This is a genomic window from Pedobacter sp. 22163 (assembly GCF_052045595.1).
GTDB lineage: Bacteria > Bacteroidota > Bacteroidia > Sphingobacteriales > Sphingobacteriaceae > Pedobacter.
In genome coordinates, this window is the sequence record NZ_JBQEPM010000016.1 from 14,594 (window position 1) to 33,326 (window position 18,733).

The 18,733-nt window shown below is 40.6% G+C and carries 13 protein-coding genes; 9 read left to right on the forward strand and 4 right to left on the reverse strand.

The genetic code is table 11. From position 1 onward, the window contains the following. Positions 1-72 precede the first annotated feature (72 nt). The 5 genes from ACTJKN_RS26495 to ACTJKN_RS26515 all read left to right on the forward strand — a co-directional run bounded on the left by ACTJKN_RS26495 (position 73) and on the right by ACTJKN_RS26515 (position 8,751). Positions 73-1,179, forward strand: a complete 1,107-nt coding sequence (locus tag ACTJKN_RS26495; protein ID WP_440828630.1) for a FecR family protein — start codon at positions 73-75, stop codon at positions 1,177-1,179. Between the two features lie 111 nt (positions 1,180-1,290). Next, entirely contained in the window at positions 1,291-4,860 is a 3,570-nt protein-coding gene (locus tag ACTJKN_RS26500; protein WP_440828631.1) for a SusC/RagA family TonB-linked outer membrane protein, read from the forward strand. A gap of 10 nt (positions 4,861-4,870) precedes the next feature. After that, the gene (locus ACTJKN_RS26505; protein ID WP_440828632.1) at positions 4,871-6,331 is read left to right on the forward strand and encodes a RagB/SusD family nutrient uptake outer membrane protein; all 1,461 of its coding nucleotides are present in this window, start codon (positions 4,871-4,873) and stop codon (positions 6,329-6,331) included. A gap of 64 nt (positions 6,332-6,395) precedes the next feature. Next, positions 6,396-7,592 (forward strand): redoxin domain-containing protein, encoded by a 1,197-nt coding sequence (locus tag ACTJKN_RS26510; RefSeq protein WP_440828633.1) that lies wholly within the window; start codon positions 6,396-6,398, stop codon positions 7,590-7,592. Positions 7,593-7,596: 4 nt separating this feature from the next. Further along, a complete protein-coding gene (locus ACTJKN_RS26515) occupies positions 7,597-8,751 on the forward strand; it encodes a peroxiredoxin family protein (protein ID WP_440828634.1) in 1,155 nt (384 codons plus the stop codon). Between the two features lie 463 nt (positions 8,752-9,214). Here ACTJKN_RS26515 and ACTJKN_RS26520 read toward each other — a convergent pair whose 3' ends face one another. Then, the gene (locus ACTJKN_RS26520) at positions 9,215-10,111 is read right to left on the reverse strand and encodes a LysR family transcriptional regulator (RefSeq protein WP_440828635.1); all 897 of its coding nucleotides are present in this window, start codon (positions 10,109-10,111) and stop codon (positions 9,215-9,217) included. An 85-nt stretch (positions 10,112-10,196) separates the two neighbouring features. Here ACTJKN_RS26520 and ACTJKN_RS26525 point away from each other — a divergent pair, with 85 nt between their 5' ends. Beyond that, the gene (locus ACTJKN_RS26525; protein WP_440828636.1) at positions 10,197-11,168 is read left to right on the forward strand and encodes an alpha/beta fold hydrolase; all 972 of its coding nucleotides are present in this window, start codon (positions 10,197-10,199) and stop codon (positions 11,166-11,168) included. A 159-nt stretch (positions 11,169-11,327) separates the two neighbouring features. Then, positions 11,328-11,738, forward strand: coding sequence for a DUF1348 family protein (locus ACTJKN_RS26530; protein WP_440828637.1), 411 nt, complete (start codon positions 11,328-11,330; stop codon positions 11,736-11,738). A gap of 456 nt (positions 11,739-12,194) precedes the next feature. Here the strand turns inward: ACTJKN_RS26530 and ACTJKN_RS26535 are convergent, their stop codons facing one another. Both ACTJKN_RS26535 and ACTJKN_RS26540 read right to left on the reverse strand, forming a co-directional pair. Continuing rightward, a complete protein-coding gene (locus ACTJKN_RS26535) occupies positions 12,195-13,475 on the reverse strand; it encodes a PepSY-associated TM helix domain-containing protein (protein ID WP_440828638.1) in 1,281 nt (426 codons plus the stop codon). Between the two features lie 28 nt (positions 13,476-13,503). Further along, positions 13,504-15,993 carry a TonB-dependent siderophore receptor gene (locus tag ACTJKN_RS26540; RefSeq protein ID WP_440828639.1) on the reverse strand — a complete coding sequence of 830 codons (2,490 nt, stop codon included), beginning with the start codon at positions 15,991-15,993 and terminating at the stop codon, positions 13,504-13,506. Positions 15,994-16,580: 587 nt separating this feature from the next. On the opposite strand from ACTJKN_RS26540, the gene ACTJKN_RS26545 reads away from it, so the two are divergent. Then, complete coding sequence (locus tag ACTJKN_RS26545; RefSeq protein WP_440828640.1) at positions 16,581-17,021, forward strand: hypothetical protein; 441 nt, start codon at positions 16,581-16,583, stop codon at positions 17,019-17,021. Positions 17,022-17,531: 510 nt separating this feature from the next. Here ACTJKN_RS26545 and ACTJKN_RS26550 read toward each other — a convergent pair. Continuing rightward, the gene (locus ACTJKN_RS26550; protein WP_440828641.1) at positions 17,532-17,786 is read right to left on the reverse strand and encodes a hypothetical protein; all 255 of its coding nucleotides are present in this window, start codon (positions 17,784-17,786) and stop codon (positions 17,532-17,534) included. Positions 17,787-18,094: 308 nt separating this feature from the next. On the opposite strand from ACTJKN_RS26550, the gene ACTJKN_RS26555 reads away from it, so the two are divergent. Further along, positions 18,095-18,673: an RNA polymerase sigma factor gene (locus ACTJKN_RS26555; RefSeq protein WP_440828642.1), complete on the forward strand. Its 579-nt coding sequence runs from the start codon at positions 18,095-18,097 to the stop codon at positions 18,671-18,673. Positions 18,674-18,733 lie beyond the last annotated feature (60 nt).

The following is an 18,733-nucleotide window of genomic DNA, read 5'->3' on the forward strand; positions in this document are numbered from 1 at the left end:
TCCGATATGACGATTGCGCCTGTTAACCGTCTTGGTATTATAAAAGGAGAAATCCTGTTGTAAACCAAACCTATGAATGCGCAACAAATTAACGAACTGTTAAAAAAACGTCAGACCAGAGAACTGAGCGATACGGAAAATGCCCAGCTGGAAAGCTGGTACATCAGTTATGCTTCAAATTCTACTCAACAGCCAAGCACTGAAGATTTAAAAGGGAGTAAGGCAGAAATTCAGTCTAAGCTGCCGTTGGTTTATCCAAAGTCAAATAGAAAACTTTGGATCCCAATATCCATTGCAGCCAGTTTATTGATTTTAGTTTCAGTAGGAATATTTTTGTATACCCAAAAAACTTCCGATAGGGCGCAAAGCAGCAATTATGCAAATGATGTTCCCCCTGGAAAAAACTCAGCAACCCTAACTTTAGCAGATGGCCGTAAAATTTTCTTATCAGAAAAAACGAGTGGTGAATTTGCAAAACAAGAAGGGGTAAATATTTCAAAAACCAAAAATGGCAAGCTGATTTATACGCTTACTGAATCTAAAGCCAAAACAGTTAGCTACAATACGCTAAAAACGGGCAATGGCGAACAGATTGAGGTTTTATTGGTAGACGGTACTTCAGTTTGGCTCAACGCGGCTTCTGAGCTTAAATTTCCAACAACATTTGCCGGAGCGAAAAACAGGTGGGTAGAACTTTCCGGTGAAGGATATTTTGAAGTTTATAAAAATAAAAATGTGCCTTTTATTGTACATACCGATAAACAGGAAGTACAGGTGCTGGGTACCCACTTTAACATCAACAGTTATGCTGAAGATGCAGCGGCTAAAACTACCTTGCTGGAAGGAAGTGTAATGATTAACCAAAAAACGATCATCAAGCCTGGTCAACAGGCATCCGGATCGGGCTTAAACATTACAACTTCCGATATTGATACTGAACTTGCGGTAGCCTGGAAAAACAACAAATTTATGTTCGAACAGGAAAATATCCAGGGTATCATGAACCGGATAAAAAGATGGTATAATGTAGAAATTGTTTATTCGGGAGAAGTTTCGAAGCAGCTTTATACAGGCTCGGTCTCCCGGTTTGCCAATGTTTCCAAAGTGCTGGAGATATTGGAACTGACCGGAAACGTTCACTTTAAAATTGAGGGAAGGAGGATTACCGTAATGAAATAAAAACCAAAGCGGTAATACTAAAAAGCCAGATCCCGATTGGCCTCGGAACCCGGCAAATGCGGTATTACGTCAATAATTTTCTTAGACACTACTAACCTTAAAACCAAACAAATGTATAAAATTTATACCAAACAAACCGGTATTACGGCCGGCTATATCCATAAATTTCTGCTAATTATGCGCCTAACCACCGTTATATTAATCGCTACATTAATGCATGTCAGTGCAGCCGGTCTCGCACAAAAGATCAGTATTTCGAAGAAAAATGTACCGTTAAAATCTGTTCTTAAAGAACTGAGAATTCAGAGCGGTTACGACTTTGTTTTTAGCGAAAATCTGTTGCAACAGGCAGTACCTGTCAATATCAATGTTAATGGCGTGCAGATAGAAGAAGTACTTCAATCGATCTTCAGTAAACAGCCGCTTAACTATACCATCCGCGACAAAACAGTTGTAATCAGTGCCAAAGAAACGTCAATGATAGACCGGGTTATCGATTTCTTCAAAGATATTATGGTTAATGGAACCGTAACCGACGAAAATGGCAAGGCAGTAGCAGGCGTTACCGTTTCCATAAAAGGTACCAACAAAAAAACTACTACAGATGCCGACGGTAAATTTTCCATCACTGCAAATAAACAAGACGATGTACTTGTTTTTACCAGTATTATGACGGATACCGAAGAAATTAACCTTGCCAACCGAACCCAGCTAAACATTAGTCTTAAAACGAAAACAAATCTACTCCAGGAAGTTTCAGTAAATACGGGTTTTCAGGCTATTGCAAAACAAAGGATGACCGGAGCTACAGTGACCGTTGGGAGTGAAGAAATTGCCAAAAGATACAATACCAATATTATTAATAGCCTGGAGGGGCGTGTTCCTGGCCTTGTTAACTACCGGGGCACAACTACAATCCGTGGCGTGAGTACAATTAACGCCAATCGTGCGGTTCTTGTTGTTCTGGATGGTTTACCGATAGAGGGGGCCATCGCGAATGTTAATCCTTACGATGTAGAGAGTGTTACCGTTTTAAAAGATGCGGCTGCTGCGGCTATCTATGGCGCAAGAGCTGCGAACGGGGTAATTGTAATCACCACGAAAAAAGCAAAAGGGGGACGAACCACTATCGATTTTGCCGCTGATGTAACCCTGACTGAAAAAGCCAACCTGGGTTATAATATGCTAACGCCTGCGCAACAGGTAGATTTAGAAAACAGCTACTACTCAAATTATTACACCAATATTGCGGGCACTATTGCCAATACTGCTACCGCAATCAACAGAGGCGATCCGATTACACCTGTGCAGTATGGCTGGTATCAAAAAGCGCAAAACCAGATCACTCAAACTCAATTGGATAGCAGGTTAAATGACTTCAGACAGAACGATTTTAGGCAGCAGTACAAAGACAATGCCCTGCTAAATACGGTTTTGCAACAATACGATCTGTCTATTAGAACAGATGGCAACAAATACAACTCAAGTTTAATCTTAAACTACAAAACGACCAATTCGGGGATTATTAATGCTTACAACAGGCAGCTGAATATTTTTTATAAAGGTACTTACCAGTTTAGCAAATGGCTGGATGTAAACTTTGGGGTAAATGGGATTCTGGGTAAAGCCAAAGCAAGTGCGAGTAGTTTTGCTACAAGTGCAAACAATGTATCACCTTATCTGCAGCTTTTGGATGCAAACGGAAACCGTATATACTATACTACCGGCGATTACAATATGTACAATGCAAATCCGGCTTCTATGCCAAGATACAGCATGAACGTGAATCATTTAGAGGAGTTGGAACAAGATCAAAGGTTAACCAAACAAAATTATACCCGGTATTTTGCCAACCTTAATCTGCGCATTCTGCCAGGTTTAACCTTTTCTCCCCAGTTTCAATATGAAAGTTTGATCAACAATAGCTCAAACTATTCTGAACCTGATAGTTATATTATGAGGTATCTTAAAAATGTTTATTACAAAGTACCACAGGGAACTACGCCGGAAACCTATAAAAACCTCTTGCCAGAGAATGGTGGGAAGCTGGCAACAACAAACAGTACAGGTGATTACTGGACTGCCAGGGGGCAACTGAGTTATAGAAAGGCTTTTGGTAAACATGGAATCGACCTTAGCGCCGGAACCGAGTTTCGACAAACAAGAGATAAAGGAACAAATGGATTGTTGTTAGGTTATGATGATCAATTGCAATCGCAGTCTACCACAACGGTAAATTATCCTGCTTTGTTCGCTTATAATACCTCGCAAACTTTTAAACCGAATTCGAGTACAACGAATCTTTACAATACGTATTTAAACACACCAATCGGACTGATTCCCGAAATTACTCACCGCACCAATTCAGGCTATGCAGTGGCCAATTATTCGTACAATAATAAATACGCGGCTTCGGGATCTTATCGTATAGATTATGCCGATGTGTTTGGTTTAGATAAACGGTTCAGGGGGAAACCACTTTATTCTGCCGGGCTGGCCTGGAATATCAGCAATGAAGAATTTATGTCTGCCCAAAAATGGATTGATTTCTTAAAGCTGAGAACCAGCTATGGCATCACCGGAAATATGAGTCAGGATGTAACCAGTTTTTTAACGGCGAGTTCTACACTTCCACCAAATGCCGCTACAAATGCACCCGTATCTGTAGTTACAAACGCCGCCAATCCAGAATTGAGATGGGAAAAATCAGCAACTTTTAACATCGGTTTAGATTTTGCATTGCTAAACAAAAGATTAACCGGAGCCTTAGATTGGTACAGAAAGAAAAGTACAGATTTATTGTTCACGCAAAGAATAGACCCATCAGAAGGATTTACAAGCCAGATTATCAACAATGGCGGTTTAGTCAATAACGGAATCGAGTTGAGTTTGGGGTACAGCTGGACGGATCCAACAAAAGTTGATGGCATCCAGTGGAGCAGCAGCCTGGTACTTAGCCACAATAAAAACAAAATTACCTATGTTGATGAGGTCTCTGTATTGCCAATTCCTTTGGTTCAGGGCGGGTACAGAGTGGGTTATCCTGTAAATTCCCTTTACTCTTTTCAATATAAGGGACTTAATAACCTTGGCCAGCCACAATGGTTAAAGGCTGATGGTACGTTAAGTACAGTAGCTTTAACCGGAAGTGATATGAGTGCAATTGTTTACTCTGGCGGAACAGATCCGATCAATAATATTGCATTAACGAACGAGGTTTATTATAAAGGATTTAGCCTTAACATCCTGGCGGTATATTTTGGCGGCCAGTATTTAAGAGGTGTTTATCCGGAAATTTATGCAAGTGGTTTAGGGTATAGTGGTGGTCCTTCTTATCTTTTAGACAGCTGGACGCCTGGAAACACCACCACAATTGTTCCTGGTTATGGCCAATACTCACCTGGTACTTATCCAGGAACATCTGTAACGCCATCAAACCACCTTCGTTACTCAGATACTTTTGTTTACTCAGGAGATTTTATCAAAATCAGAAATATAACATTAGGATATCAGTTACCTGCAAAATTGGCGTACAAATTAGGTTCGAAAGGAGTGGGTTTACGTTTCCAACTAAACAATCCTAAATCACTGTGGGTAAATAACGATGTAAATCTCGACCCGGAAACAGGGGGCGCAAGAGCGCTAACCTCTTATGTGTTTGGTCTTAATTTTAATTTATAGAGAAATGAATATGAATAAGAAAATATACGGCAACACGATAATACTGATTTTTATATTTTTATTATCCGGTTGCAGCAAGTTCACAGAGATTACACCAAAGGGAAGCAATGTGCTTAACCGGGTATCTGATCTGGACTTGTTGCTGAATTATAACTTCAGTTTAAACACTGCTGTATCCATCTCCTCACCAGCTTTTGTAGTAACAGCTGGAGAAGCTTTTAATTGTAATGATGCCGAGGTTTTGGTTGGCGATATTTATCCATACGTAACCAATGTGGCTACCTTGATCAGCTTAAATGCAAAAGACCTGAATACAGCACTTACTACTTATAATGAAAGCATAGACCGTAAGAACCTTGCACTGGCCGACGTTAAATATGAAAAAATGTATTTCATTATCAACAACGTTTGTAATGTAGTGATTAAAAATGCAGATGGGGCAAGTGGCGATCGTGCTAAAGCAAATACGCTAAAAGCTGAGGCTTACATTTTAAGAGCCTACATGCATTATCTTTTGGTAAACATTTATGCAAAAGCCTATAATCCGGCAACAGCTGCTACAGATGGGGGTATTCCTTATGTAAAAGAGGATAATTTAGTGTCAGAACCCAATAAAAAGAGCACTGTTGCAGAAGTTTATGCCAACATTGTTGCCGATATTGATGCTGCATTCGCATTAAACAGCCTCCCAAATGTAGCTGCAAATAACATGCGTGTTGGTATGGGTTTTGCCTATGGAGTTAGGGCGCAGGTGCTTTTAGCCATGCGTAATTATGCTGGTGCTTTAGCTGCTGCAAATGCTAGCCTGGCCATTAATAGCACCATAATAGATGATCGCCTTTTTGCACCAGTTGGAACCACTGCTTATGCAAAACCTGCAGTAACCGCGGCAGATAATTTATTTTACGCCTCCAATAAAGGGCCATCAACTTTGATTGCGCCAACTTTCGAAACACTTGCTGCCTACGAGCCGGGAAATATCCAGAACGAATATGTAAAACCATACTTTCCAGTGCCAGCTCAGGCTGTTGCCATTACCGGCTTAGCGAATGCGAAACTCTCTTATTCAGCAACAATTTTTGCGGTAAATACCGCTGGCCTTACTACAAGCGATACTTATTTAATTAAAGCAGAATGCCTGGCCAGAACACAAAATGTTCCTGGCGCAATGGAAATCATTAACATGATTAGGCAACGGCGAATCCATCCCAGCGTTTATGCACCTCAAATAGCAACTACCGAAGCGCAGGCCATGGTCTTTCTTAAGAAAACTGCTAGATTTGAATTCTTATATACATTTAAGAATTACTTTAACATCAAACGTTGGAATACCGAAGATGCTTATAAGGAAACCATAACACGTACTGTAAATGGAGTCACGTATACCCTAAAGCCGGAGTCTCCGCTGTACATTTTTCCTTTCCCGCAAAGTGCCACAGCTTACAATCCAAACCTGACACAGAATTATTAATACTGTTCTATTCAATTTTTTCCGCCTGAGGTTTAATGCTTCAGGCGGTATAAATATCAAATTTATGAAAGCAAAATATTTTTTCATGCTGATCCCATGTTTTTTCGGGTTGCAGAAAAGTTTTAGCCAGCAAAATGAAGGATTGAAATCTTTTACCTTGATTGGCAGAACCAATGATAAAACTTTAGATTCCGTTTCCATTATTTACATCAATGGAGAAGGAAAAATTATACAGGAAAGTGTTGCGGCATTGGATGGGAATTTCAAGATCAAAGGATTGATCAGTCAGCCTACTTTTTCCAATCTGGTGTTTAAACACAAAGGTGAAGTGATCGGCAAGCGGGATGTGGAACTGAAAAGAAATGCCGCCTATCTTAATCCAGGTGAAATGACAATTGCAAAAGTCCCTGCACCGAATGGTTATTTAGAAATTACTGGTTCACCCGCACAGCTCGATTGGAAAGTGCTTTACAGCAAAACGAAGGCCATAAATAAATCTATTGATTCGCTAAACAAATTGGTGGGTCCCGCCTCCCATGGCGCTTCAAATGCACCGCAGGATGAGCCAAAGGTAAGTGCATCACTTAAATTTCTCAAAGCGAAAGAAGCCAAAATAAACTATCAATATTTCATTTCCAATCCCGCCTCTTATGTAACCGCAGATCGGGTAAAGTACTATACTTCGGTTTTTAGTATTGATTCTATAAAACAGCTATACAATAAATTTAGCTCGGAGATAAAAGAAAGTACAGATGGAAAAAGACTAGCGGCCGAAATTAAAAGTAGGGAAGTTGGCTTGGTTGGAACAAAGGCTTTTGCATTTAGTGTGAAAGATAAAGACGATAAAGAACTTTCGTTACCGGCCATGAAAGGAAAATATGTACTGTTAGATTTTTGGGCAACCTGGTGCGTTCCCTGTAGAGCGAGCATGCCACAAATGATTAAGCTATACGATAAATACAAAGACAAAAACTTTGTGATGATAGGCATTGGTGACGATGATAGAAATGTACCAAACTGGTTGGCGGCAATTGATAAAGATGGAACCAATCTCTGGCCACAAACTTTACGCGGATTAAATGCTCAAATGTTTGTAAAGGGAATAGATAATCCTAGAGATCTTGGCCAACAATATGGAGTTCGTGCACTCCCAACCAAAATCCTGATCGATCCAAACGGGAAAATTATCGGCAGGTTTGATGGACAGCACGGCACAGATGATGATATGGAAAAAATGTTAAAACAGTTATTAAATCCTTAAGAAAATGAAAACGATAACTTATTGTGTACTTTTTCTCTTGATTACGAACCTTGTATCTGCTCAACTAAAGGAAGAAAAAAATGTAGTCATATTTCGAGGCACAGCCGATACCATATATAACGGAAGCACTTTAGTGTTATATAATAAAGCTGTAGCCGCCCATGATTCTGTGCAGGTAAATCATGGAAAATTCGAAATCACCGTACCTTACAAGGGGCCAGCCAGATACATGTTTTACAGTAAATTCGAACTGAAAAAGAAAGGCGGTTATTCGCCTTACGGAATATTAGTTTCCGAGCCAGGTATTATCCAAATAAATGCAAACATGGAAGCCTTGAGCAATTCCGTTGTAAAAAATGCGCCTGAGAACGAACGCTATATGGCCTTTACAAAAGATGGAAGTGCAGGTAGGCAAGGAATAAACGATAAACTTATAGCCAAATTTGGGCCAGATGTTTTGAAGAACCTGAACCAAAAAAATCCTCAATACGATGAAATAATCAGATACTATAAGGAACTAAACGATGAAAATAATAAACTAGAAGTCGAGCGGCTCAAAACCTTTATAAAACTGCATAATAATTCTTTTGCATCTGTTTATTTGCTCAATAATCTAGTAAGCAATATTTCCATTGTAAACGCACAAGCGCTTTATAATTTACTTGGTCAAAAGTATAAAGAAACCAGTTATGGCAAAAACATTGCAAGCACTATAGAAGCGATGAAAATAACGGCTGTTGGTAAAATTGCACCAGATTTCGAACAGGTCGATACCGCCGGAAAAATGATTAAACTTTCATCTCTTAGAGGGCAATATGTACTTCTGGATTTCTGGGCAAGCTGGTGCATTGCTTGTAGAGAAGAAAATCCTAATGTGGTAAAAGCCTATAATAAATTTCATGATAAAGGATTTACAATCTTGGGTGTTTCGCTTGACCAACCAGGAAAAAGAGAGGCTTGGCTAAACGCAATCAAGCAAGATGGCTTAACCTGGACTAACGTTTCCGATCTCAAATTCTGGAACAATGAAGTTGTTAAATTATACGGCGTGCAAGCGGTTCCTCAAAACTTTTTACTCGATAAGGAAGGCAAGATAATCGCCATAAATGTAAAAGGTGAAGGACTTAATGCCAAATTAACGGAGATTTTTGAGCATTAAATTCACTTGAAAGCCTCCTGATATAACTTGTAGTAGTCTCATTATCAGTGATTATAATGTTTTAAACGCGTTAGAACAAATATCTGAAAAAACAAAAAGCTTTAAATTTAAACTTCTTTCAAGGAAAGAGATCAAACTTCAAGGCTTTTTGCCGTTTAAGTAGAGTCAATTTATGGAAGTTCAACCCTTTTAAGCATTGTGAAGCGATAGTAAATTTTGAAAAAGTGGTAAAAAATAAAGAGGAAGAACAGTATCGGAAAAAGAAAGTATCATGATTTTTTTTCAATTAGAATGATATCTCAATCATCTCAGATTTATGTCTTAAGTTGATAAATCAATGCGTTCGACCCCATTTCACCACTTTTATTGATCAAATTAATTGTCTGGAAATTAGCAGTATACAGGTTTTATATTTTTGATGAGATGGGGTCAATGAAATCTGTTTTATCCATTGTAAGTGGATTTACTGGGTCTGCACATCTGAAGGCCGATTTTTTTCGGTGTTATCACATAGGCTTATAAAGGCTTTTAGTGCAGGAGAAAGAGGTACATCTTTTCTGTAGGTTAGAACTGTCGTCATCAGGCCCAGCTCCCTGGGCAAAGAGAAAGTCTTGATTTTTCGGTTGCCATAAAAAGTAGAAATAATCTCCTTGGGAAGAAAGCTGAAGCCAATGCCCGACTCAATGAAATTAACAACCCCTTCAATTGAGTTCATCACCGTTTTATGGTATTGCGAGACTCCTTTGCTTACCAGCCATGATTCGAGCCTTGCCCTGAATACGCAGCCCTGATCAAAAACGATTGCTTTGAGCGGATTTCTTTTTAAAAGATCCTCCAGGCTCTTGCAGTTTTCCGGTACAACAGCAACCACCTCTTCATCTTTGATCCAGATTTGATCGAGTTCGGGAACGTCGAGAGGCGCAGGAACAAATGCAGCGTCCAGACGGTAATTCATTACATCGCTTATTAGCGATCCGCGCATGGCCGACCTAAACTCCAGGTCGATAAATGGAAATTTCGAGGCAAGACGGTTTACCAGCTCAGGTCCTTTGGTCGCCATGAAGGTCTCCAGGGAACCTATTTTTACCTGCCCTTTTATCTCTTCTGTTTTCCCAACCGAACGCTTCGCTTCATCTATCAGGTAGTTTAGTTTTTTGCTATAAGCCATCAGTGTTTCGCCGGCGGGAGTTAAACGTACTTTACGGGACGAGCGGTCAAATAGGATCGTTCCAAATTCTTCCTCAAGGCTTTTTATCCGCGCGGTCACATTTGACTGTACAGTAAACATAGCCTCTGCAGCTTTCGTAAAACTCCCGTGATGTGCCACTGCTTCAAATAAATTCAGATCATTTGTATTCATAAATCGTAAATAATGATAGTATGTATCATATTAAATCATTTTGATTGATTAAAGATAGCGGCTACTTTTGAAAAAAAAGAAAAAAATGAAAAAAATTAAATTGGCCACTATTTTCATGCTGGCCGGTCTATTACCTAATTCAGCTATTATGGCCCAGTCAAAAACAAGCACAAAAAATATTGGAGAAAATTCTTCAGCCCAGGTTCATTACCGCAAAGTGGTTGCAAATGGACAAAATATCTTTTACCGTGAAGCTGGACCTGCCGGAGCACCAACGATACTACTGTTACACGGATATCCTACCTCGTCGCATATGTTCCGGGCGCTTATTCCAATGCTCAGCAGCAAATATCACGTTCTTGCTCCGGATTTACCTGGCTTTGGGTACAGCGATGCACCAGACAGGACAAAATTTGCATATACTTTCGACAACATTGCCAAAACCATGCAATCTTTTGTTGATGGGCTTGCACTTAAAAGATTTGCCATTTATGTATTCGACTATGGTGCGCCAACGGGTTTCCGCCTTGCACTTGCAAACCCCGAAAAAATAACCGGCATCATTTCCCAGAACGGCAATGCCTATGTTGAAGGGCTTAGTACCGGCTGGAAACCGATCCAAAAATATTGGGAACATGAAACTAAGGAGAACAGAGATGCCCTGAGGACATTCGTCACCCCAGAAGGAACAAAATTCCAATATTTCACAGGTGTAGAAGATACAACCATGGTAGCCCCTGAATCTTATACACTCGACCAACATTTTCTAGATCGTCCAGAATCTACGGAGATACAGCTCGACCTGTTAAAGGACTATAAAACTAACGTTGCGCTATATCCTAAGTTCCAGGAATATTTCAGAACCTATAAACCCAAACTTTTGGCTGTTTGGGGTGACAAAGATCCGTTCTTTTTGCCGCCGGGGGCCGAAGCATATAAACGGGATATACCTGATGCTATCGTGAAATTCTATAACACAGGTCATTTTGCCCTTGAAACGCATGTTCGCGAGATAGGGAATGAAATATTGAACTTTCTGGCTGTCCTGCCAAAATAAACGCAGCTGTGACGATAACGCAAGCATAACAAGGGGCATCTAAATGCCAGACGACAAAAGCCGTGTATCTGTTAGAGAAGAGCCGGAAAGTCCCTTTATCAATGAGTAAATCCGGTATCTGCCGGGCTTTTTTGCAAATAACAAATAAATCAAATGACAATGGAAATTAAAACCCCGGTACCCCCGTTCAACTATGAATCAGCGGTGGAGAAAGTGATGCTCGCAGAGCGGGCATGGAATAGCCGCGACCCTGAAACAGTATGTATGGCCTATACTGTAAACACAGCGTGGCGCAATCGTTCGGAGTTCATCTCAGGCCGGGAAGAGGTGAAAATGTTTTTGGTTAAAAAATGGGAGAAAGAACTTAGCTATAAGCTTAAGAAAGAACTTTGGGCATTTAGTGAGAACCGAATAGCAGTCCGCTTTGAATATGAATGGCATGACAATCAAGGGCAATGGTTCCGAAGTTTTGGTAATGAGCTTTGGGAATTTGATCAATATGGGTTAATGGAAAAAAGGTTCGCAAGCATCAATGACCTCCCTATTGATGAAAAAGATAGGACGCTGTAGAAGTTTCGGATAACCGATTAAAAAAGCGCTACCTGTTTGCTAGCGCCTCGTCTGTTCCATGGAATTGACAAAAGTCGAACTATAACCATTAATATTGTCTTTTTTATATCGCTCATTTTCAGTAAAAAGAAAAGAGGCATACCAGAATTAGCTCTGGCTTATGCCTCTTTTGCAGATTAGATAGTCAATCCGCGGAAAATCGAATTTTTACGCGCACTTGGGGGGCAATAGTGAATTTTGATAAGACCCTGAAGAACAAGATTGACAGACAGTACAGAAAAAGAAATTATGGTAAAAGTTTTCAGAATGGTTTAATGATAAGTTATAGTTGGATGGGGCACTAAACCTTCTCCCAAGAACAAGTCGCAAATTTAATACTGATCCCGTGTCTTACCGACACCTTTTAGATCAGATGTTAACGCAAAGCCCCGGCTTTTCAGATCCGGGGCTTTGTGTTTATATTTCTACGAGTAGTTCTTCTGCTGATTTGGAAGGGACAGTATCAGCTTGCTTCGCCAAACTTTTCCCCGGCTTCTTACTCTTTTTCTTAAACTTCCGGCCATACCATACCAGGAATCCTGTAATCGGTAAGCTGGCGCCAATAAGTGAAGCCAGGAAGGCCATTACCTTACCCGGAAATCCCAGGATACTGCCTACATGGATATCGTAATTCATTTTTCGCAGTTTCTGACCAAATGAGGCTTGCGCATATTCGACAGAATAGGCATCCTGTCGCTTTAACTCCTTCAGGCTATGTTGGTCAAAAGTGTAGCCCTGGCTATTATAAAACTGGCCTTTATTGGGGTACACGGTGATATTGATGGCGGCCTTAGCCTCTGCCGTATCCGCAAAACTGTAATAAAAACCCATCGATTTAGGGTGACGCGCAATGACCTGATTCCAGGCTATATCCATCGCTTTTTCGGGCGCATAACCCTTTCCTTTTAACGTGGAGTCTGAGTCTAAACGCTTGTATTCTGCCAGCTTATCGCCACCCGATGTAACCCAGTACATACCCTCACTGTACCATTTAATACCATATACCATTCCAGTAAGGGCTATAGCCGCCAGGAGCAATAAGGCGTAAAAGCCAAGTACGTTGTGCAGGTCGAGGTTTACCCGTTTAAAAGATGCACCCCATTTAATCTTAAAACTCTTATCACGGGTTGATTTATTCCATTTCTTCGGGTACCACCAAATCAGCCCGGTGATCAACAGCACTACGAAAATCATGGTACCATAGTTAACAATTGGTCGCCCTATTCCAGAAGGCATCCAGAGAAAACGGTGCCCGTTTAAAATAAACCTGAAGAAATCTGATTCACCGGGTTTATGCTCCTCGGTACTCATCACCTCGCCCGTATAAGGATTCACTTTCAGGATGGTATTTCCCGTACGGCGATCCCGCGGACCGGCATTAGCCGCCCTTAAATTTAAGTTGATGGTCCTGCCTTGCTGGTAATTGGCGTACGATGGCACTTTCTCTGGGTATAGCTTCGCTGCGATCTGCATCAACTCGGAGGGTTTAACCACAGGTTTATCCTGCCAGGCTACTTTTGTTTCAGGTTCCAGCAAACCGGTAATTTCTTCATTAAATACCCAAATGCAGCCGGTAAGGCATACAATTAGGACAATGACACCCGATATCAAACCTAACCACAAGTGCAGCCAGTTGTTAATGCGCTTAAAAAGCGTGTCCTTTTGCTTCTTCTTTCCTAGGTTTTGATTCTTCGTCATTGTGCCTGTTTTTATTGATCAGATAAGCTTATTTAAACCTGTAGGTAATGCTCAACCGTGCATTGCGTGGAACCTCATAGATATAAGTATAATAAGAAACGGATGTTGCAGTTTCAGTTGCCAGCTTGGTGTATGATCCCTGCGTTAGCAGCCTGCGGTCCAAAAGGTTATTAACTACCGCTGCGATGGTTATTTTACCTTTTTCATAAGAAACACCTGCGTCAAAACGATAATAAGCAGGTAACATCAATGGAACAGAAGTTGATCCCGCATAACGGTCCAGTTGGATCTGGTAACCCGCGCTCAATCCAAAACCGTTTAACAAAGCCCCTTGCTTCTGGTAGCGGTAAGATAACCAGCCATTGGTAATGTGCTTAGCGGAGTTAGGGGTATGCCTGCCTACCAATTCTGGTTTAGCATCTTCACTTACCTTAGCATCAGTGAACGCATAATTTAATACCAGGTTCAACCCAGGGGTAATTTCGCCGTTTACATCCAATTCAATACCTTTTGAGATAATACCCCCTAATTGAATCTGGGCATTTGGGTTCGCAGCCAGGTGTGCCGGATCCAGGTCGGCGGTTAATACATTTTTCTTCTTGATGCGGAAAGCGGCAGCCGTTACGTTCCATCTGCCGTCAAAGAAATCCTTTTTCAAACCCAGTTCGATGTTATTGCCGCGGATCGGCTTGAAAGGGTTTCCGGCATAGTCCTGGCCGGCAACAGGCAGGAAGCTTTGATCATAGAGTGTATAAGCGCTGAAATCTTTCGCCAGGGTTACACTCAAACCAGCCCTTGGGCTGAAAACATTATCAGATAGCTGTGTAAGGTTTGTTTTACCCACCGTTACCGCATGTGTGAAACGGCCGGCTAAAGTTAAACGCACACGTCCATCCAGCATGCGAAGTTCATCCTGTAAGTAAGCGCCGGTATAGGTTAGGTTAGTGGCATATACATTTGATCCCGAACGGTTCTGAATGCTTCGCGAACGATCGAAGACAGGGATATTGGCAAAAGGAATACCATAAACCGGATTGTAAATATTAAATGTAGCATTGTTTGCCAACTGCAGATCAGCATGCGTCTTACTAGAAAAATCGCCCCAGGTTTTTAAGTTACCCATATCAAGTCCACCTAAAATGCGGTGTACAATCGGACCGGTAGCAATGTCGCCCATCAGGCTAACCTGTATATTTTTGTTAATGGCCAACTCCTCACTGATATTCAGGTAACGTTTCATATCGCCATTGGGCGCTATGGTTGAAGGCCAAGGGGTACCCCCATCTAAACCATAACGGAGATAAGCTGCCTGGGCATTAATCTTCCAGTTATTATTTAAACGGTGGCTCACATAAAGCGTGGCATTGTGGTCATAAAGCTTTGCCGGGTCCAGTGCCGGGTCACCCAGAAAGAAACTCGGATCTGTATCGCCGAAACCTTTTGGCGAAAAACCGTAAGAGCCCAGGGCCTGTGCCTCTACGTGCTGCGTAGTATATTCAGCTGTGATTAAAGTATTGCTGTCTACCTGGTAGCTAATTACGGGCGCAATAATGTATTTATCGGTGTAATTATATTTGTTGTAACTGTCTTTAGTTTGTGCTGCCACATTCAGGCGAAACAACAATCTACCATCACGACTTAATTTACCATCCAGATCAACAGCGGCGCGCCCCAGGTTATAACCTCCACCCGCTACACTTACCGAACTGCGGTTTTGACCCGTAGGCTTCTTAGTCACCACATTATAAATACCACCGGGTTCACCATTGGCCATCATAAAGCCAGAAGGACCTTTTACGAATTCAATGCGATCAATAGTTGCCGCATCGTCAGCTAATGGCCCCCAGGGCATTTTTTGGTTCATACCGTTCCGGAAGGCTGGAATACTCGTGCCGCGCATAAATATATTGGCATATTGTGCATCCCAATGGCCTACGCGCAACGTACCACTCACATTCCTGGTTACGCCATCCACAATATCAAACACTTGCTGATCGGCCAGTACCTTGCTGGTTACCACCTGGATGTTCTGTGGTACTTCGATCAGGGGAGATTGTAACCGCAATGAAGAGGACACTTTATCCACCTTATATTTTTTCTTATTCGTGCTTACCTGTACCTCGTCTAACTCCGAACGATTTTCTTTTAAAGAAAAATCAGCAATTACGGTACCACGGAACGAAACATGTATCTGTTTTTCCTTTGGATAAAGGCCAACCGCCGAAACTACAAGTGTATAATCGCCAACCGGAACACGCCGGATCTGGTATAAGCCATCCTCGTTGGTAACCGAGCCAAAGCGGGTGCCTTTCAGCACTACCGTTACATTAGCAGCCACGCTACCATCAGCAGTGGTGATCCTGCCCCTCACTAGCCCGGTTTGTTCATCATTCCGGCTTTGAACAAGACTATCTGTAGGATTTATATAACTTCCTGTCAGATCATGAGCAGAACTGGCATGAGCTGCGAATATTCCGGTGCAGCACACGCCTAAGCGTAAAATTTTCTTAAATTGCATTTACTTTTAATTTGATGTTAAAGGTGTCAGGGCTTAGCGCCCGTATCGCCACACGGGGTCGGATCCGTGTGGCATTTTTTTGCAAAGTTAAGTTTATTAAGAATAAATCCAAATAGATGTGCCGATTTGAAAATTATCCCCTGAGAATGAGATATGTGACCAGCGAGTAGAGTTCAGCTCCATAATTGTCGCCAAACCATTAAATTAAAGACTAGCAAGCCTTTTCTCACTTAAGCCGCCTTTTGAGAGCAGGCTTGGTTTAGGATGATATTATTCTTTATCTTAGATAAAAGTAATTAACACTCATTATGGATTTTATGTCGATCGCTATTTTAACTATTCAAATTCTTGTAGTTGTAACTATCATTTACTTTATATTAAGCAGATTGGATAATATCAGTAAATCTAATGATCACAGAAATGAGATTTTAAAGGGGATTTATGATGAACTTAAGCGTCAGAACGAGAATAAAGACTAAACCCTCCATTTCTCGCTGTAAGCCCCTAAATGAGAGCGGGAAGGGAATTAGGATGCAGAGATTACTTTATTGATTCGAATGCTTAACTTTAATTATGAACAATTGCAAATGAAACCACATCATCTTTGGGGGATATATAAACTGTCCAGATATCAGGTTAATGAATTACTTCTAAAACTCGGATTCAGCTTGGTGGAAAGAATAGAAGATCTGATTCTTTATATGGCTAATGGCGAAGGGATTATTTTGACAGTAGAGAATGATTTAATTACGCAAGTCCAATATAAAACTACAAACTCAAGAAAATATCTCGATTGTATTGCATACGCCAAGAATATCATGAAATATGATATTGTATTTGAGGAGTTTGAACAATCAGCAGATGTTTTACGTCTTGATAGTAATGATTCTACAATAATCTGTATAAACGTTCATTTAGAAAGTAAACATGAATCATTTGGTGTCACATTGGGTTCTAAATTTCCTTTACCGACGCCTGAGAATAGGATTGAGGTAATTCTAAGTCCACCACCAATACAGGGAGAATAGCAATAAGCAAGGCAGCTCATGGCGGTAACCCACTTTCCGTAGAGTTCCATAGGAGTTCTACGGATTGGCTAATAAAAAAGAGTCTCCGACTCGGCTTAGACAAAATGAAATCGCTTAAGCAAAAAAAGCCCATCTTTCGATGAGCTTTCAATCAGTAGAGTCAAGCTTCAATATGTCTAACTTTTATGACCATTGTGAGGCTGTGGTTAATTTTGAGAAGGTAGTTAATAATAAAGTTGACGGACAGTACAGGAAAAAGAAATTATTGTAAGTGTTTTATGGGTTGGGTTAATGACAAGCTATAGTAGGACTCCGCATATTGGTTCATCATTCGGATCGGGGAATACAGAACTGTTCTAATAGCTCTACTGACCTTCTTAACAGGCACATTTTGACAAAGGTCAATTTTATTTTAAGACTAGTGTTTTTTAAGGAGTAGCTTTTTGCTGTATATTTGAAGCTCGATGATATCATTCTCTATAAACATCAATTCCACTGGACTTTTCTTTGCTATTTTTCCAGCATTGATAGTTTCAAAATAGCCTGTAAACTTATTCTTGTTTTCTTCAAAAGATAATAGTGAGTATCTCTGGAGCATCGAGGATGTTCGATTGGAAAATTTAACGTTTCTATCTGGAAAAAAACAACTTCTTTAATTGAAGAAGTGCTTGATATGCTACGCCATTTTCCTACATAAGGTGCTTGATTGTTGCGGCCGAATATGATGCCAAGACTGAAAATAAAGGCTAAAAATGTAGTTTTCATAATTTCTAGCAGATTATCCTTAAAAAGGAAAGATGCGTACCAGAATTAGATCTTAATTATGCCTCTTTCGCCGATTCGGTGGCCATCTGTGGAAGATCGACATTATATATGAGCATTGTGAAGCAATAGTAAGAGCTATCCGTTGAGGGTAGTAAAAAAGAAATTATGTAATAGGCACTGTTGGAAATTGGAGGTCTAACTTCCGCCAAAACAAAAAAGTTTTTCTAAATTAAAAAAAAATCTAATGATTAGCACTCCTAAATGGCGCATTTCTAATTACGGGTAATAAACTCTATTTTTACTCGTCAATGAGTCCTGAGTATGCCACATATGATGATAGTAAATTAGCTTCGCTATTGATAGACCGGGATAGGAGGGCTTTCGCAGAAATTTACAGCAGGTACTGGCCTATCTTATATAAGCATGCCTTCAGGATGCTCAAAGAAGAAAATGAAAGTGAGGATGTGGTTCAGGAAGTATTTACGAAACTTTGGCAGAAAGCCCCATCATTGCAAGCTGATATTTCAATTGGTGCCTACCTTTATACTTCGACCAGAAATGCAATTCTAAATTTTTTTAGCAAAAATAAGGTTCATCACGCCTATTTGTCAGACTTGGGCAACTTTCTCGATCAGGCGCAGGAAATCACGGATTACCGCATCAGAGAGCGCATATTGTCTAAACTCATTGAAGGAGAAATTGAAAAGCTTCCCCCACGGATGCGTGAGGTTTTTGAATTGAAACGCAACCAGAACTTATCGTACAAAGAAATCGCTGGTGTAATGAATATTTCAGAGCTCACTGTAAAAACCCAGATGAATAAGGCGATATCTACTCTACGGAACAAGTTCGGTAACCACTTGCCTTCATTCTTTATTTCCTTATAGCCCTTTCACTTTTTTTAATACAAAGTTAATTTATTTTTAACATTGAATACAACATTGCCT